The 25,093-nt window shown below is 51.9% G+C and carries 19 protein-coding genes; 10 read left to right on the forward strand and 9 right to left on the reverse strand.

Annotation, left to right across the window (positions count from 1 at the left end; all coding sequences use genetic code 11):
• Nucleotides 1-12: 12 nt before the first annotated feature.
• The 3 genes from EHT87_RS30640 to EHT87_RS30650 all read right to left on the reverse strand — a co-directional run bounded on the left by EHT87_RS30640 (nucleotide 13) and on the right by EHT87_RS30650 (nucleotide 3,665).
• Nucleotides 13-1,182 carry a M56 family metallopeptidase gene (locus EHT87_RS30640; RefSeq protein ID WP_124910622.1) on the reverse strand — a complete coding sequence of 390 codons (1,170 nt, stop codon included), beginning with the start codon at nucleotides 1,180-1,182 and terminating at the stop codon, nucleotides 13-15.
• 1 nt (nucleotide 1,183) lies between these two features.
• The gene (locus tag EHT87_RS30645; RefSeq protein WP_124910623.1) at nucleotides 1,184-1,549 is read right to left on the reverse strand and encodes a BlaI/MecI/CopY family transcriptional regulator; all 366 of its coding nucleotides are present in this window, start codon (nucleotides 1,547-1,549) and stop codon (nucleotides 1,184-1,186) included.
• 187 nt (nucleotides 1,550-1,736) lie between these two features.
• On the reverse strand, nucleotides 1,737-3,665 hold the full coding sequence (locus EHT87_RS30650; protein WP_124910624.1) for a hypothetical protein: 1,929 nt from the start codon (nucleotides 3,663-3,665) through the stop codon (nucleotides 1,737-1,739).
• A gap of 371 nt (nucleotides 3,666-4,036) precedes the next feature.
• On the opposite strand from EHT87_RS30650, the gene EHT87_RS30655 reads away from it, so the two are divergent.
• Nucleotides 4,037-5,110, forward strand: a complete 1,074-nt coding sequence (locus tag EHT87_RS30655) for a 2Fe-2S iron-sulfur cluster-binding protein (RefSeq protein WP_124910625.1) — start codon at nucleotides 4,037-4,039, stop codon at nucleotides 5,108-5,110.
• Nucleotides 5,111-5,187: 77 nt separating this feature from the next.
• Entirely contained in the window at nucleotides 5,188-8,085 is a 2,898-nt protein-coding gene (uvrA, locus tag EHT87_RS30660) for an excinuclease ABC subunit UvrA (protein ID WP_124910626.1), read from the forward strand.
• A gap of 107 nt (nucleotides 8,086-8,192) precedes the next feature.
• On the opposite strand, the gene tnpA is transcribed toward uvrA, so the two are convergent.
• The 5 genes from tnpA to aat form a co-directional block, all read right to left on the reverse strand.
• The gene (gene tnpA / locus EHT87_RS30665) at nucleotides 8,193-8,747 is read right to left on the reverse strand and encodes an IS200/IS605 family transposase (RefSeq protein WP_229321502.1); all 555 of its coding nucleotides are present in this window, start codon (nucleotides 8,745-8,747) and stop codon (nucleotides 8,193-8,195) included.
• A 50-nt stretch (nucleotides 8,748-8,797) separates the two neighbouring features.
• Entirely contained in the window at nucleotides 8,798-9,790 is a 993-nt protein-coding gene (locus EHT87_RS30670; RefSeq protein WP_124910627.1) for a sterol desaturase family protein, read from the reverse strand.
• Nucleotides 9,791-9,911: 121 nt separating this feature from the next.
• Complete coding sequence (locus EHT87_RS30675; protein ID WP_124910628.1) at nucleotides 9,912-11,162, reverse strand: glutamate-5-semialdehyde dehydrogenase; 1,251 nt, start codon at nucleotides 11,160-11,162, stop codon at nucleotides 9,912-9,914.
• A 14-nt stretch (nucleotides 11,163-11,176) separates the two neighbouring features.
• A complete protein-coding gene (gene proB / locus EHT87_RS30680; protein WP_124910629.1) occupies nucleotides 11,177-12,205 on the reverse strand; it encodes a glutamate 5-kinase in 1,029 nt (342 codons plus the stop codon).
• A gap of 90 nt (nucleotides 12,206-12,295) precedes the next feature.
• Nucleotides 12,296-12,922 carry a leucyl/phenylalanyl-tRNA--protein transferase gene (gene aat, locus EHT87_RS30685; protein WP_124910630.1) on the reverse strand — a complete coding sequence of 209 codons (627 nt, stop codon included), beginning with the start codon at nucleotides 12,920-12,922 and terminating at the stop codon, nucleotides 12,296-12,298.
• A gap of 363 nt (nucleotides 12,923-13,285) precedes the next feature.
• Here aat and EHT87_RS30690 point away from each other — a divergent pair, with 363 nt between their 5' ends.
• The 5 genes from EHT87_RS30690 to EHT87_RS30710 all read left to right on the forward strand — a co-directional run bounded on the left by EHT87_RS30690 (nucleotide 13,286) and on the right by EHT87_RS30710 (nucleotide 19,689).
• Nucleotides 13,286-13,993 carry a GNAT family N-acetyltransferase gene (locus EHT87_RS30690; RefSeq protein ID WP_124910631.1) on the forward strand — a complete coding sequence of 236 codons (708 nt, stop codon included), beginning with the start codon at nucleotides 13,286-13,288 and terminating at the stop codon, nucleotides 13,991-13,993.
• A 164-nt stretch (nucleotides 13,994-14,157) separates the two neighbouring features.
• Complete coding sequence (locus tag EHT87_RS30695; protein ID WP_124910632.1) at nucleotides 14,158-15,363, forward strand: argininosuccinate synthase; 1,206 nt, start codon at nucleotides 14,158-14,160, stop codon at nucleotides 15,361-15,363.
• A 105-nt stretch (nucleotides 15,364-15,468) separates the two neighbouring features.
• A complete protein-coding gene (locus EHT87_RS30700; RefSeq protein WP_124910633.1) occupies nucleotides 15,469-16,719 on the forward strand; it encodes a glycosyltransferase family 4 protein in 1,251 nt (416 codons plus the stop codon).
• Nucleotides 16,716-17,699 carry an N-acetyl-gamma-glutamyl-phosphate reductase gene (gene argC / locus EHT87_RS30705; protein ID WP_124910634.1) on the forward strand — a complete coding sequence of 328 codons (984 nt, stop codon included), beginning with the start codon at nucleotides 16,716-16,718 and terminating at the stop codon, nucleotides 17,697-17,699. Before EHT87_RS30700 ends, argC begins: the two co-directional genes overlap by 4 nt.
• Nucleotides 17,700-17,982: 283 nt before the next feature.
• Nucleotides 17,983-19,689, forward strand: a complete 1,707-nt coding sequence (locus EHT87_RS30710; RefSeq protein ID WP_124910635.1) for an AMP-binding protein — start codon at nucleotides 17,983-17,985, stop codon at nucleotides 19,687-19,689.
• Nucleotides 19,690-19,721: 32 nt separating this feature from the next.
• On the opposite strand, the gene EHT87_RS30715 is transcribed toward EHT87_RS30710, so the two are convergent.
• A complete protein-coding gene (locus EHT87_RS30715) occupies nucleotides 19,722-20,168 on the reverse strand; it encodes a LytR/AlgR family response regulator transcription factor (protein WP_124910636.1) in 447 nt (148 codons plus the stop codon).
• Nucleotides 20,169-20,397: 229 nt separating this feature from the next.
• On the opposite strand from EHT87_RS30715, the gene cysM reads away from it, so the two are divergent.
• The 3 genes from cysM (at nucleotide 20,398) to EHT87_RS30730 (ending at nucleotide 24,957) form a co-directional block, all read left to right on the forward strand.
• Nucleotides 20,398-21,273, forward strand: coding sequence for a cysteine synthase CysM (gene cysM, locus EHT87_RS30720; RefSeq protein ID WP_124910637.1), 876 nt, complete (start codon nucleotides 20,398-20,400; stop codon nucleotides 21,271-21,273).
• A 120-nt stretch (nucleotides 21,274-21,393) separates the two neighbouring features.
• Nucleotides 21,394-22,437 carry a quinone-dependent dihydroorotate dehydrogenase gene (locus EHT87_RS30725; RefSeq protein ID WP_124910638.1) on the forward strand — a complete coding sequence of 348 codons (1,044 nt, stop codon included), beginning with the start codon at nucleotides 21,394-21,396 and terminating at the stop codon, nucleotides 22,435-22,437.
• Nucleotides 22,438-22,452: 15 nt separating this feature from the next.
• Complete coding sequence (locus tag EHT87_RS30730) at nucleotides 22,453-24,957, forward strand: FtsK/SpoIIIE family DNA translocase (RefSeq protein WP_124910639.1); 2,505 nt, start codon at nucleotides 22,453-22,455, stop codon at nucleotides 24,955-24,957.
• Nucleotides 24,958-25,093 lie beyond the last annotated feature (136 nt).

Consider the following 25,093-nt stretch of genomic DNA (forward strand, 5'->3'; position numbering starts at 1 on the left):
GACGAAACGCGTTTATTTTATATTCCCAAGCGGTTTTTCAGCGCGTTCGTTTGGGATAAAATCAGGGGGAGCCAGCGCCAAAATTTTCGCCTGTTCAATCTGGTCGCCATCCAGTTTTACGTATACATCCATGCCTCTGCCGGCGCTGTTTTTCGAAAAAAGAATCAGTTCGGTCGGCGGGACTTTCCCGGCTTTTCTGCTTTTGAGCCGTATTTCCCTGACCAGATTGGCCGTTCCATTGGGCGTATCAACTACGGCCAGCGGGCTTTGCCGGTCAATTAAAAAGTTGCCAAAGGCGGTTTTGGCAGTACCCAACCGGACTCCGGTTTCACGGGTCGTTTTGGGCAGAATAAGCACCAGCAGAATCACGGGTAACAGGCTATAACTGGCGATACGTTTTCGCGACGACGGCTCCCGGTTCATCATTCCAATTCGTTTTTTGATCGTTAGCGTCGTGAAATTTATGCCCAAAGCCGCCTTTAATCCACCAACCCGCACCAGCATGTACTGATAGTTTTTGGAATCCAGACCCGTTTCCAGCATGCGCTGATCGACCCGAAACTCCAGATTTTCTTTAATGGCTTGCCGAATCAACCAACTCGCCGGATTGAACCAGAAAAATACCGTGCTCCATTCGGCCAGCAAAACATCCAGCGTGTGCCATTCGGCCACATGGATTTGCTCATGTTGAAGAATCGGAACGAGTTCTTCGTTCGCATGCCGGGCCGGGTTCAGATAAATGGTTTGCCAGAACGAAAACGGATTGAAATCGTCGCGGACCGCCCGAAACCGGAAGCCCTTATACGAAGTCGGCTGCGCTTTCCGGTGGAGGTGATACAACGACCCCAACTGCACCGCCAGCCGCAAAGCCATGATGCCAACTCCCGCCCAGAACACGATCAGCACGAGATGCCAGCTACCCTGCAAAGCGGTTTGCTCCGGAATAGCTGCCAGCACCTCCCAATCCATCGCCCGCTGAATCGGCCCGATCACGGTTGCGTTGCTTTTGGCTACGATCGGGAAGTCAATTAGCGGATAGACGACCGAGAAAACCAGACCAAAAAGCAGAAACAGGCGGTTTAAGACGAAAAACGTCAACCGACGAAGCCCGATTCGATACCCCAAAAAGAACAGCAACAATGCGGTGTTGGCCTGTAGCAGATAAATCGATAGAGGGGGCATGTCAATCCGGTTTCCGTTTTTCAATCATGTCAATAATCTCCTTCAATTCATCGGCGCTAATCTGTTTTTCGGTTGCAAAAAACGCCACCAGCTCTTTGAAGGAATTCCTGAAATAATCGCTGACAAATCCGCTCATGAAGCGCTTCTTATACTCTTCCTCGTCGATGAGCGGTTCATAACGATACGTATTGCCCAGTTTTTCGCTTTTCAGAAATCCCTTCCGTTCCAGATTCCGGATCGTGGAAGCCAGCGTGGTGTAGGGCGGACGCGGCTCCGGCAGCTGATCCAGAAAATCTTTGACAAAACCGCCTTTGCTTTTCCAGATGACAAGCATGGCTTCTTCTTCCTGCGCCGTTAGTTTAGCCACTATCTACGATTTTTTCGTAAATCTACGAAAGTTCCGTAGACACATGCAAGCAAAATGTCGAAATAAAATGATAACCCTGAAAATGATTGGGTTATACTCCGGCTTCAATCGGAATGGCTGAAAAAAACTTCCGGAATGGCAACGATTAAATTGCATGGCGAACCCCCGGTTTTAACCGGGGGCTAATTTAATTCCGCTCCACCGTTACCAGCGCTTTGCCCGTCGGTATTCCGGCACCACACGAACTGCTTAGCGACGTAATGGTGTACTCCGTCGAACTGGTGGGGGCCACCGTCAGCACGTACGGATTGAGGAAGGTGCCGTTGACCTGGGTGCCGTCGGAGAGTACAAACGACCAGGGTGGCAGTCCGTTCTTGAAGGCCACACGAACTTTGGAAGTCTGACCGGGCCGGATCGTTCCCTCGCCCGCCACAATAGCCTGGCTGACGTTCGGTGCCAGGATTTTAATCGTCGTTTCGGAACCGGTTACCGCCGGGCTGGTTGAAGCCACCCGCAGCCGGACGGTATTTAACGTATCTTTCAAATAGGTCGGACTGATCACGGCTTTCAGAACGCCGTCCTTGTAGGTTGTGGCCAGATTGACAAACCGCCCGCTGGTATCGGCCACCTGCACAATGTATTTATTGTTGGCATAAAACCGCCCCGCCGTTGTGAACGGAACCGTCACTTCCGCGCCGTGGCAGATCGTCCGGGCTGACAGATTTCCGGTTGTAATGGTCGATGGCGGAATGTTAACCTTCACAAACGCCCGCCCGCTAAACTCCCCCACACCACAGGCACCACCCGCCGACGTAATGGCGTAAGCCGTCGGATTGTTCGGCGTGACACGGATCGTATGCGGACTTTTGGCGATGTTGTTTTCGTACGTTCCATCGGTTAACAGAATGAACCACGGTCCACCGCCACCGAAATCGACGGTCAGATCCGCCGGTTTACCTTCTTCAATTTTCACCGTATCTTTTCGCAAAACCGCCACCGCCTGAGCCGCCACAATCAGGTTTTCGGCGTTACTGCTGATGGCGGGAAGCGTAGCCACGACGCGGATTTTATAGGCCCCTTTGGGCGAAATTCCGTAAGGCAATCGCGCCACCAGCGGACTGGCAGCCCCCGAACCGGAAATGGTCGTCCAGTTGTCTGTCGAGTCGGCCAACTGGACCAGAAAACCGTTACCGGTCTGGTATTTACCGGTGGCCGTAAAAGCGACCTGAAACGGTGTTCCGGTACAAATCCGGAAGCCGCCATTGGGTGCTTTCAGGGCAATCTCCGGATTCGGGTTCTCATTCACATTGACGATGATTTCTCCCGAAACCGTTCCGCTTCCGCAGGGGCCACTAACGTTCACCACTTTATAAACCGTTGGTTTATCGGGCGTTACCGTGACCTCGTAGGGCGTGGTCATGGTATTTTGCACACGGGTTCCGTCCGACAGCATAAACGACCACGGGCCGTGTCCACTCAGGGCGACGCGAAACGTGGCGGGCTGGCCCGGCAAAACCGTTACGGCGTTGCTGCCGTCGGCCAGTTCGATGCGGGCACCCGGTACGGGCAGCACCCGGAGGAGTTGCGGGGTGCCGTTGACCACCGGATTAGTGGATGCCACCCGCAAACTGTAGCGACTTCCGGCAGCGGTTGTAACTGGAATAACACCGGCCAGCGTCCCGTTGCCGAATGGCCCGGCTTTGGTGGGTTCGCCCAGGTTGATTGCTTTTCCGCTGGCATCGACCAGTTGCAGAACAAACTTATTATCAGGCGAAAACCGCCCTCCCGACGATGTATAGGGCACCGAAACCGGTGATCCGGCACAAACCGCGAGGCCATTCAGCTCGCCCGTTACCACTTCCGGCAGTGCCACCTTGTGGCTGTCGGCCTGAGCGCGAAGGGCTGCCGAGTCGATGCGCATCGTGGTGTCGCGCTGAAAAATAGCTTTGTAAAGGCTGTCTTTCAGATACTTTTCAATCAACGTATCCTTCCGGATTTCAATCAGGGTGTCGGCAACAGCCTTTTGCTGGCGGGTTCGTTGATCAATTCCCGACGCTCCAAGTGTTACCATTCCAACGACACCCAAAACGATACTCAACAACGTAAATTTATTCATGCATGTGTGGTTCAACTTCAAAACTTGGTGCTCTTTCCGATCTGGTTGACGAACTTTGCACCGTAACCCTAAATTAACGCAAATTATAGCGGTTTTTACCCCGCAGGGGTTCTCTGTTAATAGCAAAAACCAATTACCAAATGCTTTAAGCCCCAGCGGGGCGTACTATATGCGCCAGAACGCCCCGCTGGGGCTTAAAGCATTTGGCTATACTATATTCTGTTAACAGAGAACCCCTCCGGGGTAAAAACCGCTGGAAGTCATGGTCCATTAGTTAGACAGAAATAAAAACGTTAACGGTTTCCGAAATGCAAAGTTCGCTAACTATAACGGAAAGTTTGCAGACCCTAGTACAAAGATAACAAGCTCGCATGAACGGTGAATTGATCCATCTTCTGGTATCCGAAATAATTCCGGAAACGTACGATACAAAAACGCTTATTTTGCAGCCTGCCGACGGGCGACCGGTTCACTATCGTGCGGGCCAGTTTCTGACGCTTTTGTTCCATCACCCCGGCGAAGCGTCGCCCGGCCACGAAATCCGGCGGTCGTATTCACTGAGTTCAACGCCGGGTGAAGACCCCCTAAGTCTGACCATAAAACGGGTCGAGAACGGAGAAATTTCCCGCTTCCTGCTCGATCATCTGCGGGTGGGTGATACGCTCACGAGTTTGCCGCCGACCGGTCGGTTTACGCTGGAAACCGATCCTGACGCCCAACGCGATATTGTTCTGATTGGTGCCGGAAGCGGTATTTCGCCCTTATTCGGTATTTTGAAACAAGCCCTGCACGAAGAACCGAAGAGCCAGGTTACGCTGCTGGACTGCAACACCAGCGAACGGACTATCATTTTCTACCAGCAACTGGAAGCGTTGCGAAACCAGTTTCCGGACCGGTTTCACCTGATTCATCTGCTCAGTCAACCATCGGACAACGGGCCGAAAGCGGGCCACATCCGGCGGGGTCGATTGAATAACTGGCTGCTGGAAAAAATGCTGCCGGAACTGGTAAAACTCGAACGAAACCAGGCTCTCTGGTACATTTGCGGGCCGTTTGATTTTATGCGGATGGTGCAGTTTACGCTGGTGTATACGGGCATTCGACGGGATCACATCAAGAAAGAAAATTTTGTAATCGAAACCGTTACCAGAACACCACCGCCGGAGCTGGCCCGCGATCACCGGATGCTGGTGCGCTACCGCGGAACGGAATACGACATCGACGTACCGGCTTATAAATCGATTCTGCAAGCGGCTCTGGATCACGGTATTCAGTTGCCGTACAGCTGCAAAGGCGGGCGGTGTTCGAGCTGCGCGGCCCGGCTGAAAACGGGCAAAGTTCACATGACCATCAACGATGTGTTAACAGAACGCGACCTGCAAAACGGCTGGGTGCTGACCTGCACCGGCTATCCGGCGTCGGAAGGTTTGATCGTAGAGGTGTGACCACTCCGTTTACTTTTACCGGTCCGAAACTTCATCTCCCAATTTTCTGTTAGATTTAAGAATAAGGCCATCACAACGTGACAGAAAACAACGCTACTACCCGGAACACCGGGCTTACAGACATTGACCTGACGGGCTACGAACAGATTGAGGTATTGGGTGCCCGCGAACACAACCTGAAAAATATTGACGTTACCATTCCCCGCAACAAACTGGTGGTGGTAACCGGCATTAGCGGCAGTGGCAAATCGTCGCTGGCGTTCGATACGATTTATGCCGAGGGACAGCGCCGGTATATGGAAAGTTTTTCGGCCTACGCCCGCTCGTTTATTGGCAACATGGAACGGCCCGATGTCGATAAAATCAACGGCTTGAGCCCGGTCATTTCCATCGAGCAAAAAACGACTTCCAAAAATCCCCGTTCCACGGTGGGTACGACCACCGAAATCTACGACTTTCTGCGGCTGCTGTATGCCCGCGCCGGGGAAGCGTTTTCGTACGTAACGGGTCGGAAAATGGAGCGACAATCGCAGGATCAGATCATCGACACCATTCTGACGCATTACGCCGGGAAAAAACTGACCCTGCTGGCCCCCATCGTACGGGGGCGCAAAGGGCATTACCGCGAACTTTTTGTTCAGATTGCCAAGTTGGGCTACGCTAAAGTCCGCGTCGATGGCGAGGTGCAGGACATTGTGCCGAAGATGCAGCTCGACCGGTATAAAGTTCACGATGTGGAGATCGTGATCGACCGGATTGTTCCCAAACCGGACGACCGATACCGCCTGAGCCAGTCGGTGCAAACCGCTTTGAAGCAGGGAAAAGGGGCCATGCAGATTCTGGATGAGAAAAATAATCTGACCTATTTTTCCCAAAACCTGATGGATCCGGAATCCGGCATCAGCTACGATGAGCCGTCGCCCAATACGTTTTCGTTCAATTCGCCGTACGGAGCCTGCCCGGTTTGTAACGGGTTGGGGGTCATTGAAGAAATTACGGAAGAATCGGTTATTCCCGACAAATCGCTCAGTATCAGCCGCGGTGCTATTGCTCCGCTGGGTGAATACCGCGAACTCTGGTTTTTCCGGGAGATCGAGGTAATCCTGAAAAAATACAAACTTAGTCTGACCACGCCCGTCGAAAAATACCCGCCTGATCTGTTGCACGCACTCCTGTACGGCACCGAAGACGAATCGACCATGCCGTCGAAAAAACATCCGGGCGAAGATTATTACAACTTCAAATTCGAGGGGGTCATCACCTTCCTGAAACGCCAGCAGGAAACGGCGGATTCGTCGGGCCGTTCCGACAAAATTCAGGACTGGCTGAAGGATTTTACGGTGATTAAAACCTGCCCGGAATGCGAAGGAGCCCGGTTGAAAAAGGAGTCGCTGTACTTTCGGCTGGATAACAAAAATATCTCCGAACTGGCCCGGATGGATATTTCGGAACTGGCGGTCTGGATGACGGATGTAGAAAGCCGCCTGTCCAACCGGCAAAACGTGATTGCCAAGGAGATTCTGAAAGAAATCCGCAAACGGATTGGCTTCCTGTTGGACATCGGTCTGGATTACCTGATGCTCGACCGGCCGCTGCGGACGCTTTCCGGCGGAGAAGCCCAACGCATCCGGCTGGCCACGCAAATTGGCACGCAACTCGTTGGAGTTCTGTATATTATGGACGAACCCAGCATCGGTTTGCACCAGCGCGACAACGTCAAACTGATCGATTCGCTGAAAAACCTGCGCGATCTGGGCAATACGGTTCTGGTGGTCGAGCACGACAAGGATATGATGCTCGAGTCGGATTATATTCTGGACATTGGTCCGGGCGCAGGCCGACACGGCGGTCAGGTCGTTGGCGCCGGAACACCGGAGCAATTCCTGAAAAACGGCAGCACGACGGCGGCTTACCTGAGCGGTCGGCGGGCCATCGAAGTGCCGAAAGAACGCCGGAAAGGCAATGGCTTTCAACTGGTTATCAAAGGGGCGACTGGCCACAACCTGAAGAATGTAACCATGAAATTGCCGCTCGGCCAGATGGTTTGCATCACGGGGGTATCGGGCAGCGGCAAGTCGTCGCTGATCCACGAGACGCTGTTTCCTGTCTTGAACAAGCATTTCTATAAGTCGAAACGCGAAGCGTTGCCATTCAAATCCGTCGAAGGGCTGGAACAGCTGGATAAAGTGATCGAGGTGGACCAGTCGCCGATTGGCCGAACACCCCGTTCGAACCCGGCGACGTATACCGGTATGTTTTCCGACATTCGCAGTTTGTTTGCCGAACTGCCCGAAGCCAAAATCCGGGGGTACAAACCGGGGCGGTTTTCGTTCAACGTCAAAGGCGGACGCTGTGAAGAGTGCGAAGGTGCGGGGATGAAGAAAATTGAAATGGAGTTTTTGCCCGACGTTCACGTCATGTGCGAAACCTGCAAAGGCAAACGCTTCAACCGCGAAACGCTGGAAGTGCGCTTCAAAGGGAAATCCATTGCCGACGTGCTGGATATGACCGTCGAACAGTCGCTGGACTTCTTTGCCAGCCAGCCGAAAATTCTGCGAAAAGTGCAAACGCTGAACGATGTCGGTTTGGGATATATCACGCTTGGGCAACACGCAACGACGCTCTCGGGCGGGGAAGCGCAACGGGTAAAACTAGCGGAAGAACTGTCGAAGAAAGATACCGGCAAAACCATGTATATTCTCGATGAACCTACCACCGGGCTTCATTTTCAGGACATTGCTCATTTACTGGACGTGCTGAACAAGCTGGCGGACAAGGGAAATACGGTTCTGATCATCGAACACAACCTGGACGTTATCAAAGTTTCTGACCACATCATCGACATGGGCCCGGAGGGTGGTAACAAAGGCGGTTATGTCATCGCCGAAGGAACGCCGGAGAAGGTTGCCAAGGTGAAAGGGAGCTATACCGGGAAGTTTTTGGCCGCAGAGCTGGCCGGATCGGGAAACCGTTGAAACGGTTTTGGCCGGTGGAAAATTCATTCGCCGAGCCCCACGGTTTAAACCGTGGGCTGATGACAATACCGGCTCAAATCCATTACAATTCTCGCCGATAAAAAATATTAAACCGTGGGCTGGTGATAACGACAGGTTAATACCAGCCCACGGTTTGAACCGTGGGTTTCGTGTCCGGGTCTCTCCCACCGGCCAAAACCGTTAAAACGGTTTCCAACCTCGCCCTCGTCGTCCACCAAAAAACCGTATTGTTTCATAAACCGCCGGTATTCCTCGGTAAACGTCATTTTCTGGTGATGCTGTTGCTGATTGACAATGTATTGCCGTACGCGCTCAACTTGTGATTCACTGACGGAAAAGGCACCGTATCCGGTTTGCCACGCGAATTTTTCCGGAATCAGATTCAAGCGGTTGATTTCGTGGGAACTGCTGCCTTTGATCTGCTTGACCACATCCGAAACCGCCACTTGCGGATTCAAAAGAAACAGGATATGGACATGATCTTCCACCCCATTGATACAATCGGTAAAACAACCGCAGTCGACTATTTGCTGACGAATGTGTTGGTAAAGCAGATCCCGAACGGATTTTCGAATCAGTGGCTGACGGTTTTTCGTAGAGAAAACCGCATGAATCCAAATCTTGGTTTTGGAGTGTGACATTAAGAACAGGAGCTATCGTTCGATTAGTAGACGACAGCGGTTCTATTTTGTCACTTTAAGGACGATTCGGCAGGAATCGGCTGGCGGTTTCCCGCACCTGGTATTTCCGGTAAATTTTGCAATTCACCGACCATCTGTAGTTCTATTTCTGAATCAGTTTCTACGCCAATTCCTAATTCCTGGCGCATCTCGTCGGCGGTCTGGCTTCGGCCGTCGTGGCTCCAGCCGGGAGGAGCCAGCAGGTATTTGATCTTCTGGCCGAACGGACCCGGTATACGAAGATCCGCGACCAGCTTTTTCCATTCGTGGAAAACCAGATTCCCCGGCGAGTGATCCGTAATGTTAGTGGTCAGGCCGTAGCGGACGGGGTCTTCGGGGGCTTCTTCGGCGAAAGTGCCAAACAAACGATCCCAGATAATGAGCATCATGCCCATGTTGCGGTCGAGGTAACGGACATTGGAAGCGTGGTGAACCCGGTGGTGCGAGGGCGTGACCAGAAACCATTCCAGAAAGCCAAGACGGCCAACGTATTGCGTATGAACGATAATCCCGTAAATCTGCGTCGCAGAATACATAAAGACAATGTCCTCAGCCCGAAAGCCCAGCAGCGCAATCGGTACGAAATACACAAACCGGTAGAGAGGTTGCAGAACGGAGGAGCGGAAGCCAACGGTCAGGTTAAATTCCTCCGAGGAATGGTGCGTGACGTGAACGGCCCAGAATAAACGGCAGAAATGATCGACGCGGTGCAGCCAGTAGAAGGCAAAATCCTCCAGAATCAGGAGCGTCAGCCAATAGAGCCACGGCGTCGTTATTTCCGTAAGGCGGTATTGATACACCCAAACCAGGACCCCTACATAAAAGCCCCGAACCAGCAAATCAAGGCCCATATTGAGCACGGTCAGGTAGCAATTCTGAAGAATCCCTTTTACTGAATAGTAAGACCGGTGTTGATAATAACTCAGTAACATCTCTGCGCCGATGATGAGCACATACAGAGGTGTCGAGAGCATCAACAGCAAAGACTCCCTAAATCCGATCATTTTTTACGTTACGATGACTACGTTGCAAGTTACGGCATTGATTCACTGATTATATTGTACTTTGATTAGAAATTCATTAAAAATGAATCCAATCCCTTTTCGGTTGAAAAACAGTTTCAGCTTACCAGCGCACCTGGCCATCACCCACGACCACCCACTTTTCAGTTACTAATTTTTCGAGCGCAAACGGCCCCCGCGCGTGAAGTTTCTGGGTTGAAATGCCGATTTCGGCCCCCAGGCCAAACACGCCACCATCGGTGAAGCGGGTCGAGGCATTGGCGTAAACGGCAGCGGCATCGACTTCATTCAGAAACCGGTCGATTGCCGCCGGATCCTGGGAAAGAATCGCTTCGGAATGGCGCGACGAATACGTTTGGATGTGCGACAAGGCATCTTCCAAACCGCCAACTACTTTGACAGCACACTTGTAATCCAGAAACTCCCGGCCAAAATCACTCAGCTGGGCGGGCTGAAGATCCGGATAACCCGCTGATTCCAGGATACGATACGCATCTTCGTCCGCAAAAACTTCCACGTTCCATTTCGTGAAACCCTCGACCAGCATGGGCAGAAACGCGTCGGCAATGGCCTGGTCGACCAGCACGCCATCCAGCGAGTTACAAACCGACGGACGCGACACTTTGGCGTTAATGACAATCTCCCGCGCTTTTTCCAGATCAGCCGTCCGTTCAACGTACGTATGACAAACGCCTGCACCGGTTTCGATCGTGGGTACCAGCGAATTTTGCCGGACATACTGAATCAGCGAATCCGACCCGCGCGGAATAATGATATCGACATACCGCGTGGCCGTCAGCAATTCGTTAACCACGGCCCGATCGGGTGGCATCAGCGAAACGGCGGCTTCCGGCACACCAAATTCAGCCAGCACCTGATGAATCAGACCCACAATGGCCAGATTGGAATGATGCGCTTCCTTCCCTCCTTTCAACACACAGGCATTGCCCGACCGCAGACACAATGAAGCCACATCCAGCGTGACGTTAGGCCGCGACTCGTAGATAACACCCACGACGCCCAGCGGAACGGCAAGCTTGCGGAGTTGCAGCCCCTGTTCGATGGTTCTTTCCAGTAAAACCTTGCCGCTCGGATCGGGCAATTCGGCCACCACGCGCAGGCTTTCCGCCAGCTCACAAATCCGTTTTTCGTTCAGCAACAGCCGGTCTTTTTTCGGATCCGTATCCGGCATGGCATCCAGATCTTTCTGATTTTCAGCCAATATGGTTTCTTTGTTTTCAAAAACCACATCCGCCAACCGATTGAGCAAAGCGGTTTTCTGCCCGTCGGACAAGCGCCGAACCGCAGCGGAAGCAAACTTCGTTTCCTGAAGAAGAGGAGTTACTGTATTCATAGCATCCGGTATTTTCACAAAAGTACAATATCATTGGCATTTGCCACTTCAACATTTTGCTGATTGAGCTGTGTCAACAACTGTGCCGACGACAGGCGGGCGCGGGCGACGGCCACCGTCGAGCCGGTTTCATCACAAATCTCGACAACCTCGCCAGCCGCAAATTCGCCTTCTACCGTTCGAACACCGACGGCCAGCAAACTGTTCCGCCGGCCCAGAGCCGCCACCGCTCCGGCATCGACGCGTAAAATGCCCGCCGTCAGACTTCCGCTCCCCAGCCAGCGCTGCCGCGACGAGGGCGTACTGACCTGCGGTTTAAAAGCCGTGCCGGTTTCGCCCCGCAACGCCCGCAAAATCCCGTCGGGTTGTTTCAGCCCGAAAATGTTCACCCGGATGCCCATGCGGGTTGCCAGTTTGGCGAAGGTCAGTTTGGAAGCCATGCCGCCCAGGCCCAAAGCCGATTTTTCGTCCCGAACCGTCCCAAAGATGGATTCATCGACCCGGTCAACCGTTGGAATGATGTGCCCTTCGCTGTCTAGCAAACCGCCTACCGACGTGCAAAGCATCAGCGTCGAAGCGCCGAAACCAACGGCCATCAGCGTGGCCAGTTCGTCGTTATCCGAAAACTTCAGCTCGCGGTCGCTCACCACATCATTTTCGTTGGCGATGGGAATAATACCATTTTTCCACAATTCCTGCACGGTTTCTTTCAGTTGCAGAAATTGCTGGCGGTCGGCAAAATGATGCCGTTCGCAAAGGGTCTGCGCAATGGGAATGTTGTATTCGGAAAAAAACCGGTTGTAGACATTCAGTAGGAGCAGATTACCCACGGCGGCCGCGGCTTTTCGCTGGGCCATTTCGCCCCGATAGCCTTCGATCAGCCCTTTTCCGGCTCCCACGGCTCCCGACGACACCAGCACGATGCGGTACGACTGGCGCAATTCGGCCACCTGCCGGGCAATGTCGGCAATAACGGCTTCATTCAGCGACCCATCCGGCTGGGTGATCGACGCTGTACCGAATTTAATAACTAAAACAGACACGCTTGAACGGTGATTAAAAAAATAACATGAAAGCCTTTTTCGCGATGAAGTGAAAGAAGGTGCGAAAATACATAAAGAAAACGGAATGACTTAATCGGGCTGATTGATGAAGGGGTGGGGCTGCGCTGGCCCGGCAAAACTGGCTTTTTTCTGAAGCGTCTGCTTCAATAATTTCATGTATTCCGGTCGGGGAATTTCAATGGCCCCAAAACGCCGGACATTATCGTTGATAAACTGGGTATCCAGTAGTTCAAATTGTTGTTTTCGCAAGATTTCGATCAGGTAATGGAACGCCACTTTTGAGGCATTGGGCACCTGATAAAACATGGATTCGCCAAAAAAAACCGCCCCCAGTGCAACGCCGTACAGGCCGCCCACCAACTGATTATCGATATACGTTTCGACGCTGTGGGCCATGCCCATCTGGTGCAAATCCACATAGGCTGCGATAATTTCTTCGGAAATCCAGGTGCCGTCATTTTCGGAACGGGGCAGGGCGCACATGCGCATAACCTGCTCAAAATCAGCATTAATACGAATCTCGAATAATTTCTTATTCAGGATAGGCCGCAGTGATTTTGCCGGTTGATAGGTGTCTAAGGGGATGATCGCGCGCGGATCCGGGGAATACCAATACAGTGTATTGTCCGTGTCGGCCATCGGAAAGATACCATTGATGTAGCCATAAATCAGGTCATCAGAAGACAGACGATACATGGAGATTCGCGAAGGTTCTCCAACAAATATATAAAAATATTGGTTTGTAAAAAATGAACCGATTACTGAACGTTTCTGCAAAATTATCGTTATTTTATTGCACAATCGGAACAATTCTTTTATCATTGTCCCGCTTTTGGCAATCACACTAAATGGCAACACTCGTCTATATACCGACTTTCTACCACACAACGCCATTTCGGTTCAGGTCCGAAAGGACCCGACCTAATTGCTTGCCTATGCGGTGAGCATCCGCTCCTGCGGTTCAGCCCTTTCTAGTTTTTATTTATCAACAAACTTTTTGATCACAAGATCCAACCGGTTTTTCGCCGGACAAGGGTGCATTCATTCGATCAAACGACGATGATTTCAGAAGTAAACAACGATACTTATATAGTTCAGGTGGCCGATGAAAACCACCTTCAACTGGCCGAGACGATCTGCAAAGAAATGGAGGAGAGCGCCAAGGCACGGGGAACAGGGATTGCCAAACGCTCCCCTTTGTACCTGATGGAAAAAATGCTCGAAGGTAAAGCGATCGTGGCCACCACCAAAACCGGGGAATGGGTGGGTTTCTGCTACATCGAAACCTGGCAACACGGGAAGTTTGTTGCCAATTCGGGCCTGATTGTGCATTCCGATTACCGCAAGAGCGGGATCGCCACGCGCATCAAAAACGAAGCCTTCAAGCTTTCGCGCACGAAATACCCCGACGCCAAAATCATCGGATTGACGACGAGCCTGGCGGTAATGAAAATAAATTCGGACCTGGGCTACGAACCCGTGACGTTCAGCGAGCTACCGGCCGATGATGCGTTCTGGAAAGGGTGTTCGAGCTGTGTCAATTACGATATTCTGACCCGGACCAACCGGAAACACTGCCTTTGTACGGGCATGCTGTATAATCCTGAGCAGCACAAAAAAACGGAAGAAAAGACCGAAGGGTGGAATTTTCTGAAAGAATCGAAGCTGTATGAACGCTGGATGCGCATCAAGCAGCGCATTCTGATGCGTTTTCAGGATCGTCCCCGGACGAGGAAACCCGAACGTGAGCTGGAAACCGTCGGGTAATAAAGTCATTGTAAAGGTATTCAAGTGATTTTAAGTCCCTTTCGGCGGTTGGCTGGAAGGGATTTTTTAGTTTTGTGCCCTGGTTCCGATTCGCAGGAATCCAAACGGACTCAGATTCCGTCAGATCATCATTTTTATTTCTATACGTCCCACAGTCCATCGTGATGTCACAACAGAAAAAAGTAGTTCTTGCGTTTAGTGGAGGTCTCGACACCTCGTTTTGTGTTAAATACCTTGCCGAAGATCTGGGGTATGAAATCTACTCCGTGCTGGTCGATACCGGCGGCTTTTCGGAGGCCGATTTGAAAACCATCGAGGACCGGGCGTATTCGCTGGGCGTGAAGCACCATATTGCCATCGCCAAAACCGACGATTACTACCAGCAATGTTTGAAATACCTGGTGTATGGGAATGTCCTGAAAAACAATACGTATCCCCTGAGCGTAAGCGCCGAGCGGATCTTTCAGGCCATCGCCGTTGCCGAATACGCCAAATCGATTGGTGCCAACGCCATTGCGCACGGGAGTACGGGCGCGGGCAACGATCAGGTACGGTTTGATATGGCGTTTCGGATCATTGCACCGGATGCCGAAATCATCACGCCCATCCGCGATTTGCGGCTTTCGCGCGAAGCCGAAATCGACTATCTGAAAGCGAAAGGCGTGGAACAGGAATGGCACAAAGCCGCCTATTCCATCAACAAAGGGTTGTGGGGAACGTCGGTCGGTGGCCGCGAAACGCTGACGTCCAACGGTTTTCTACCCGAATCGGCCTGGCCAACGCAGGTGACCAAAACCGAACCGGAGCAAATTACGCTGCATTTTGAAGCCGGTGAACTACAGGGAATCGGCGCCGAACCTGTTGGCGATCCGGTTCAGGCCATTCAGCAACTGACGGCGCTGGCCGGGCCGTTCGGCATTGGCCGCGATATTCACGTGGGCGATACCATCATCGGGATCAAGGGCCGGGTTGGTTTTGAAGCACCCGCTCCGTTGATCATTCTGAAAGCCCACCACGCCATCGAGAAGCACGTGCTGACCAAATGGCAACAGTACTGGAAAGATCAACTGGCCAACTGGTACGGTACGATGCTCCACGAAGGCCAGTTTCTGGACCCGGTTATGCGGAACATCGAGACGTTCCTGACCGATACGCAAACCCACGTTACGGGCAAAGTGCACGTTCTGCTGGCTCCGTATCGCTTCCAGGTGCTGGGCATCGAATCGCCGTTCGACCTGATGTCGTCCACCTTCGGCAGCTACGGCGAGATGAACAATGCCTGGACCGGCGACGATGTCCGCGGCTTCTCGAAAGTGATGTCGAATCAGTTAATGATTTATGGAAAAGTGAAGGAAAGTGTCAATAAATGATGAATGATGAATGATGAACGATGAATTAAATGGCTCTGCACGCGAGCATAACTCCTTAATTTCATCGTTCATCATTCATCGTTCATCGTTCATCATTCAAAGCGATTGAACGTAATCATCGACGCCAGCCTTCCGGGTATTGGCTTTTACCATCACCAGGCCAAAACCGGGGTGAGTCGCGTAGCCGAGCAATTGGTAAAAGGACTTTTTGAGTCGGACAAGGTACGGCTTTCACTGGCCGCGCCAACGCATCAGGCCGAAACGATGCGGTATGCGCGGGAAACCTTTGGCGCACAGGCTCCGCCCCTGATCAATCGCCCGGGCGAACAGCGCCGGGCGAAATTCGAAAATGCCTTGCTCGACCCGTTTGCGCCCCAGAGTTTGCCGTCGAAGATCATTCGGCAGGTTTTTTACCGAACCCAAAAAGCGTTAAATAAGGAACAGGCCCGGTTTTCGGCCGACTTGATCCCGAATGGAGCCATTTATCATTCGCCTTTCTTTGCCATTCCGGACGACATTGGACGGATGCCGCACATTCGTAAGGTGCTGACGGTGCACGATTTGATTCCGATTCACCACCCCGAGTGGTTTCCGGCGGGTGAGCGGGCAGTCAAAGATGCGATCCAGACGCTGCCCAAAGACGCCCATGTCGTTACGGTTTCGGAAGCGACGAAAGTGGATTTTTGCCAGTTTACCGGTTTTGATCCCGCCCGCGTAACGCCCATTCATCTGGCGGCTTCACCGGCTTTGTTTTATCCCGTAACCGATCCGGCGCAAATCAGGGCAACTCAGCAACGCTTCGGTCTGGGCGACGAGCCGTATCTGCTCAGTCTGGCAACGCTCGAACCGCGCAAAAACCTCGATCACCTCATCCGCTGTTTTGTCCAGCTGGCCGAAAGCGGGTCGTTGCCGCCGGACGTAAAGCTGGTTCTGGTCGGCACGAAAGGCTGGAAAATGGATCAGGTGCTGAATGAAATCGCGAAAAAGGAAAGCATTCGATCGCGGTTGATTTTCACCGGTTTTGTGCCCGACGACGATCTGGCGGCTGTTTATTCCGGCGCGCTGGCCTTTATTTACCCGTCCTTGTTCGAGGGGTTTGGCCTACCGCCTTTGGAAGCCATGCAGTGCGGTTTGCCGGTCATTACATCCAACGTATCCTCGTTGCCGGAAGTGGTCGGCGATGCGGCTATTCAGGTTTCGCCAACTGACACCGATGCGCTGGCTCAGGCCATGCTGACGGTGGTTCGGTCGGCCGGTTTACGGAAAGAATTAGCAACCAAGGCGCTCCAGCGGGCACAATTGTTCTCGTGGGAACGTTTCACCAGTGAGCATATCAGGCTCTATCAGAAATTATGACTAAAATCAGAATCGGGATTATCGGCGGAGCGGGCTACACGGGTGGCGAATTGCTGCGTATTCTCATCAATCATCCCCACGCAGAAATCGCCTTTGTTCACAGCAAAAGCCAGGCCGGAAAACCGGTTTATAACACGCATACGGATTTACTGGGCGATACGGATTTGAAATTTTCCGGCGAAGATAGCCGCGAGCTGGTCAGCCAGACCGGGCTTTCGGTGATTTTTCTCTGCTCCGGCCACGGCGAATCGGCGAAGTTTCTGGCGGAAAACCCAATACCGGACACGTTGAAAGTGATCGACCTCAGCACCGATTTCCGCGACGAGTCGAACGGGTTTGTATACGGTTTGCCCGAACTGCAACGCGACCGGATTAAAACAGCTTCTAAAATTGCCAATCCCGGTTGTTTTGCCTCCAGCATTCAACTGGCACTGCTGCCACTGGCTCAGGCCGGATTGCTCACCGATGCGGTGCAGGTTAGCGCCATTACCGGTTCGACCGGCGCGGGGCAATCGTTAAGTCCGACGACGCATTTTACCTGGCGGAACAACAACGTTTCGATTTATAAAGCCTTCACGCATCAACACCTGACCGAGATCCGCCAGAGTCTGAACGCTTTACAACCCGGTTTCGATCAGCCCATCCATTTTGTGCCATACCGGGGCGACTTTACCCGCGGCATTATGGCGAATGTGTACATGCCCTATGCCGGGAGCCTGGACGATGCCCGCCAGCTTTTCGACCACTACTACCAAAGTCACCCGTTCACACACATCAGCGACATGCCGGTGGATGTAAAGCAGGTTGTCAATACCAATAAATGTCTCATTCATCTGGAAAAACACGACGGGCAACTGCTGATTAGCAGTGTGATCGATAACCTGACCAAAGGAGCATCGGGCCACGCCGTTCAGAATATGAATTTGCTGTTTGGTTTGCCGGAAGATGCGGGTTTGCGACTAAAAGCCGTGGCGTTTTAAACTTCCCCTGGTCACGGGCTCAAGCCGCGCAAGCTTGAGCCCGTGACCCCTTCTACCTGCCTTTTATTGGTAGTTATCTACTCCATACCGCCAGTTATCCACTCCGGCTGGCCGATCACCTTCGGGGCTTCTATCTTTGTCGCGCGCTCTTGATCCGTCACCGGGCAAACCCAACAAAGTGCCACTTCCATCGTTCCTGAAAATACGAAACACGGACTAAAGTCCGTGGGTACATAGGCGGTTCCAAGTTTTGTCTTATTTTTACAAAAAACATTCTAAACCCATGGAGAATCCGTTAACAGCGAAATCGTACCCCTGGCTGAAACATTATCCCGAAGGGGTTCCTGCTGAAATAAATCCCGATGCCTATTCATCCCTGATCGACCTGATCGATGAAGGTTGTCAGCGATTTGCCAGCTCACCGGCTTATGCCAACATGGATAAGCAGCTGACGTTTCAGGAGATTTATACGCTTTCCGGTCATTTTGCTTCGTACCTGCAAAACGTGCTCAAGTTGCAGAAAGGCGATCGCGTTGTGATTCAAATGCCGAATCTATTGCAATATCCGGTCGCTATTTTCGGTATTCTTCGGGCGGGTCTGGTGGTTGTCAATACAAATCCGTTGTATACGCCCCGGGAAATGCAGCACCAGTTCAAGGATTCTGGTGCCAAAGCCATTATTATTCTGGCCAATTTTGCCGCCAATCTGGAGAAGATCATCGATCAAACCGATCTAAAACACGTCATCATTACGCAGGTTGGCGACTTACTGGGCTTTCCAAAAAAGCTGATTGTCAATGCCGTAGTGAAATACGTTAAAAAGCTGATTCCGGCCTATCACCTGCCGCAAGCCGTCTCGCTCAGTGAAGCCTTACGTCGCGGAAGCCGCCAGCCGTTGCAGAAAGTGGGCGTTGTCGGTTCGGACATGGCGTTTGTGCAGTATACCGGGGGCACAACCGGCGTATCGAAAGGGGCCGTATTGACCCACCGGAATATTATTGCCAACACGGAAGCTGGCAGCTACTGGATGCAAATCGACCGCATGAAGGTATCCCAGTGTATCATGATCACTCCGCTGCCCCTGTATCACATTTATGCCCTGACGGTCAACGCAATGCTGGCGCTCAAGAGCGGCTGTCTGAACGTGCTCATTACCAATCCGCGCGACATGAATGCGTTCATCGACGAGATGAAGAAATACAAATTCAACATGTTTGTGGGGTTAAATACGCTTTATAACGGTTTGGTAAATCACCCGCGGATTACGGAAGTCGATTTCAGCCACCTCCGGATTTCGTCGGCGGGTGGAATGGCGCTGCAAACTGCGGTGGCCGAACGCTGGAAAAAGTTGAGCGGCAACACCATCGCGGAAGGCTACGGACTTTCGGAAACGTCGCCGATTCTCTCGTCAAATCCGTGCGACGGTACGGCCCGGCTCGGAACCATCGGCCTGCCGCTGCCGAGTACGGAACTGAAAATCATGCAGGAAGACGGAATTGAAGCTCCGATGGGCATGCCGGGGGAAGTCTGGGCGAAAGGGCCGCAGGTTTTTCCGGGTTATTACAACCGGCCCGACGAAACGGCGCGCGTCATGGAGGGCGAATGGTTCAAAACCGGCGATATCGGGGTGATGGACGAAGACGGTTTTTTCCGGATTGTGGACCGGAAGAAAGACATGATTCTGGTATCGGGATTCAATGTTTATCCCAATGAAATCGAAGATGTCATTGCCCAATGTCCGGGCGTGCTGGAGGTGGCGTGTATTGGCGTCCCGGACGAAAAATCGACGGAGGCTGTCAAAATTTTTGTGGTAAAGAAAAATCCCGATCTTACGGCAGACGACATTCTTACGTATAGTAAAGAGCAGTTGACCAACTACAAACGACCGCGTCACATTGAATTTCGGGCGGAGTTACCGAAAAGCAACGTGGGCAAAATTCTCCGACGTCCCCTGCGCGATGAAGAACTCGCGAAATTAAACAAGAAGTAAAGACAGGCGGTTGCAAAACCGCTTTTTTCACGTTAAGCAATAGCATAATTGGCCGTCAATGGCAGAAACTCCTGCTGAAAAGCAACAACGAGTCGCATGAAATGGGTGCTTTTCCGACGCGACACTTCAATTTCACACCCATTTGTCAGACAGAGAGTCATATTTTTCCCCGGCCGGATTTCCTGCAGGTACAGCAGGTTGATGACGCTCTTTTTGTGGGGTCTTACAAAAATTTCCACCGGCAGGCGTCCTTCAAGTTTCTTTAGCGTCAAGGACACGATCATCTCGGACCCGTCGCTAAAATGCACTACCGTATAATTCCCTTTCCCTTCGAGCCACGTAATTCGATACGCCGGAATTTTCCGGCGATGTCCCCAAAAAGGCAGAACGATGTCTGATAAGTTCAGGTGTCTGGTGACGGATTGTAGCTGGTGCTCGGAATAACTGTTTCGGGGAGTGGAATGGATTTGTAATTTCATATACGTAGCCGTTGTATATTGGATATTTACAAAAATGGCGCATATTATTCGATAAAAGCAATGTTTTTTTAAGAATTTAATCAAAACAGCAAAAATATTTTCATCTTATTTGTTTCTCAGGCGCCGAAATGCCCCATAAGGCGGTTTCAGTAACATTTGAGCCATTTGCAACTTTGAAAAGAGCCTGCGTGTTAGTTTCAAAACTTACCCTATTCTTCTTAAAATCTTCATGGCTACCTTATTAGATTTTGTTGGAAACACTCCACTGATTGAATTACAGCACATTAACCCAAATCCTGCAGTCAAATTGTATGGTAAAATGGAGGGGCACAACCCCGGCGGAAGCGTTAAGGATCGGCCCGCCTACAGTATGATCAAAGGAGCTATCGATCGGGGTGATCTTAAACCGGGTATCAAACTGATTGAAGCAACCAGCGGCAATACCGGTATCGCACTGGCGATGATTGCCCGGTTGTATAATGTTGACATTGAACTGGTTCTCCCCCAAAATTCGACGCGCGAACGTATTCTGACCATGCAGGCTTTCGGTGCCAAAGTGATTCTGATGGAAACGATGGAAAGTGCCCGCGATTATGCCGAAGAACAGGCCTCGAAAGGGGGCTATTTTCTGCTCAATCAATTTGCCAACCCAGACAACTATTTAGCCCATTATCGCACCACTGGGCCCGAAATCTGGGAAAATACTCAGAGTAAAATTACTCATTTCGTTTCCGCCATGGGAACAACCGGTACGATCATGGGAACGTCACGGTATTTGAAGGAGCAGAACCCCTCGATTCAGATTATAGGCTGTCAGCCGCTGGAAGGCTCACAGATACCGGGCATCCGGAAATGGCCGCAGGAATACCTGCCCAAAATTTTTGAACCCAGTCGCGTCGATCGCATCATTGAAATGTCGCAGGACGACGCCACCCAAATGACCCGCCGGCTGGCCCGGGAAGAAGGCGTCTTTGCCGGTATGAGTAGCGGAGGGTCCGTTTTTGCCGCCCTTGAGGTCATCAAAGAGTTGAAAGAAGGGGTTGTCGTCTGCATCATTTGCGACCGGGGCGACCGGTATTTATCGTCCGACTTATTTGGCAGTTAACTGAACAGACGCAGGAAGATCGTCAGCGGGGTGATGGCTGCCGGAAAATAATTTTTTTTGGCAGCCAATTATCCACCTGGCGGCTTGCAAGGCATCCCCGCAGTTCTGTACATTTGTGCTATGTACAAGCGCGTCGTCCTGCCTCTCCTCTTTCGTTTTGATGCTGAACAAATTCACCATTTCGTTACTTCTTTCTTAAAAATTTCACTGGCCCTCCCCGGTTTTCGCTGGCTCGCACGGCAGTTTTTCACGCTTGACGATCCACGTCTGAAACGGGAAGTTTTTGGCATTCAGTTCGCAAATCCCGTTGGCATGGCGGCCGGTTTTGACAAAAATGCGGAATGGGTCGATGAACTGGGGTGCCTGGGTTTTGGATTCATTGAAATCGGTACCGTAACGCCCCGCCCCCAATCGGGGAACGACCGCCCCCGGCTTTTCCGGCTGAAGGCCGACCAGGGGCTGATCAATCGGATGGGGTTCAATAATGAAGGGGCCAAAGCAGCCGCCAGCCGATTGCGGAAACGAAAGTCGGGCCAGCACTTGATTATCGGTGGCAACATCGGCAAAAATAAAACGACGCCGAACGAAAACGCACTGGACGATTATCTGGCCTGTTTTCATGACCTGTTCGACACGGTCGACTATTTTGTGGTCAACGTCAGTTCGCCGAACACCCCCGGCCTGCGGGCTTTGCAAGAAAAAGAACCTCTCACCGCTTTACTGCAACGTTTGCAGGATGAAAATCACCGCAAGCCGGTTTCCAAACCTATTTTACTTAAAATTGCGCCCGATCTGACCAACAGCCAGTTAGACGACATTATCGAAATTGTTCATACAACCCGGATCGCCGGGATTATTGCCACCAACACCACCATCAGCCGCGACGGTTTACAAACCGCCCCCCAAACCGTTGAAAAAATTGGTGCCGGTGGGGTCAGCGGAGCTCCATTAAAACAACGTTCGACGGAAGTGATTCGTTATCTTTGTCAACAATCGGGTCATGCGTTCCCGGTTATTGGTGTAGGAGGCATCTCGACAGCCGAAGATGCGCTCGAAAAACTGCGGGCCGGTGCCAGTTTGGTACAGGTATACACGGGTTTTATTTACGAAGGCCCTACGTTAGCTAAACAGATTTGCAAAGTAGTAGCAGAAGAGGTAGTTTAAAGCAGTTTAACCAAAATGACTCAACCCATCAACCGTCAAAACTCAATTCGGAACGACCGGACGAAAGCACGGACTTCGCCGGTTTCGATGAAATGGCCAACCTGGCAAGCCGACCGGCGGTCGCAGTTGGCCTTAGGTGGGTTGCTTATCCTGCTGGCAATCGGTTTAACCGTTGCTTTTTGCTCCTATCTGCTTACGGGTCAGGCGGATCAGAGCGTTCTGAGCAACGTGACGGGTGCGCCCCTGCGCGAGTCCGGAACCGAAATGCGGAACTTCCTTGGCATTCTGGGTGCCTACATTGCTCACGTATTTATTTTCCGGTGGTTCGGAATTGCCGCCCTGGGAATACCGGTTATTTTATTTTTATCCGGCTGCAAGCTGGTCTTCAATTACGAATTTTTGCCGTTAAGCCGAACGACCAAAGCCGTGTTGTTCTACATGACCTGGATCAGTGCGCTGGCGGGTTACGTTGTTCTGGCAACCGATTCCATCGGGCAGGGTAGCGTCTGGTGTGGCGGTATTGGCTACGAAGTCAATGTCTGGCTGTATAATCTCATCGGCTGGGGTGGCATTGCCATCATCGGCTTTGCGTTGTTTGTCTTTCTGGTTTTTTTCTACGGAATCACGAAACTACCGTCGCTTTCGTTGCCCCAAAGACCGGTTTCTGCTTCCAAACCTTCCTACGATAACGAGGAGGAAGACCTGGAAGAGGACGATGAAGACGATGTAAAAGACTTTATCGACGTGAAACCGGCCACGAACGGGGTTCAAAAACCGGTGCCGGCTCCAACTCCAACAGTCGACACACCCGAACCGCTGAACGGCCACGAAACGGAGACGAAGCCTGAAAAGGTGAACGGTTCCGGCCCTCCCGCTAAAAAACCGCTTACGTTCACGATTGCCGATACGACGCCGATCGAGCCGGCTTCAGAGCCATCTCAACCGGTTGCCGAAGCCTACGCCGGACCGACCGACGAGGTGGACGAGGACGCCTTAAAGCTGCACGGTCTGTATGATCCAACGCTCGATTTGCCCCGGTATCAGTTTCCGACGATCGACCTGCTGACGGAATACCCGGAAAACAAAAAAGCACAGGTTTCGGCGGAAGAACTGGAGGCCAACAAAGACCGGATCGTTGAGACGCTCCAGAACTACGGCATTACCATCGACAGCATTAAAGCGACCATTGGGCCGACCGTTACGCTGTACGAGATTATTCCGGCCGCCGGGGTTCGGATTTCCAAAATCAAGAGTCTGGAAGACGATATTGCGTTGAGTCTGGCCGCACTCGGTATTCGGATTATTGCGCCCATGCCCGGCCAGGGAACCATCGGTATCGAGGTTCCGAACAAAAACCGGGAGATGGTGGCGATGCGCTCGGTCATGTCTACCGACAAGTTTACCAAGAGCAATTTTGAGTTGCCCGTGGTGATGGGAAAAACCATTTCCAACGAGATTTACGTGGCCGATCTGGCCAAAATGCCCCACTTGCTCATGGCGGGTGCGACGGGACAAGGGAAATCCGTTGGCCTGAATGTGCTGCTGACGTCGCTGATTTATAAAAAACATCCGTCGCAACTCAAGCTTATTCTGGTCGATCCCAAAAAGGTGGAATTAACGCTGTTTAATAAACTTGAGCGGCATTTCCTGGCCCAGTTGCCCGACAGCGACGAGCCCATTATCACCGATACGAAGAAGGTAGTCAACACGCTGAATTCGCTCTGTATTGAGATGGACAACCGGTATAATTTGCTCAAGGACGCGCAATGCCGGAACCTGAAAGAGTATAATGCCAAGTTTATTCAGCGCCGGTTAAACCCGGAAAAAGGACATAAATTTTTACCGTATATCGTGCTGGTGATCGATGAGCTGGCGGATTTGATGATGACGGCGGGCAAGGAAGTCGAGCAACCCATTGCCCGGCTGGCCCAGCTGGCACGAGCCATTGGGATTCACCTGGTGGTGGCCACGCAACGCCCTTCGGTGAACGTCATTACGGGTTTGATCAAAGCCAACTTCCCGGCGCGATTGTCGTTCAAGGTGACGTCCAAAATTGACTCCCGGACCATTCTGGATACGGGCGGTGCCGAACAACTGGTTGGCATGGGTGATATGCTGTTTTCGTCCAACTCCGATATTGTGCGGTTGCAATGTCCGTTTGTCGACACGAACGAAATTGAGGACATCTGCGAATTTGTTGGCAGTCAGCGCGGGTACGATTCGGCGTATAATCTGCCCGAATTTGCCGGTGACGATGGCGGGAGTGTCGAAGAGCGCGAAGTTGACCTCGAAAACCGGGATCCGATGTTCGATGAAGCCGCCCGTCTGGTTGTCAACCACCAGCAGGGAAGCACCTCGCTCATTCAGCGTCGGTTGAAATTAGGCTACAACCGGGCCGGTCGGCTCATCGACCAGTTGGAAGCCGCCGGTATTGTTGGCGCCTTTGAAGGCAGCAAAGCCCGCGAAGTGCTCATCCACGACATCAGCACGCTGGAGGAAATACTGAAAAATATGAATTGAACGGAGGGCCAAAAGGGAGAGAGGAAAAACGGGAAGGCAACAAGCAGTCTCTTTTTCCTCTCTCCTTTTTTGCTTTCGCACCTTTCTGCTTTTTAACTTAAACTTTTTCCCATAATTCTTGTCTACCTACAAAACG

Origin of the sequence: Larkinella knui, assembly GCF_003858645.1 — a bacterium.
GTDB classification, from domain to species: Bacteria; Bacteroidota; Bacteroidia; order Cytophagales; family Spirosomataceae; genus Larkinella; species Larkinella knui.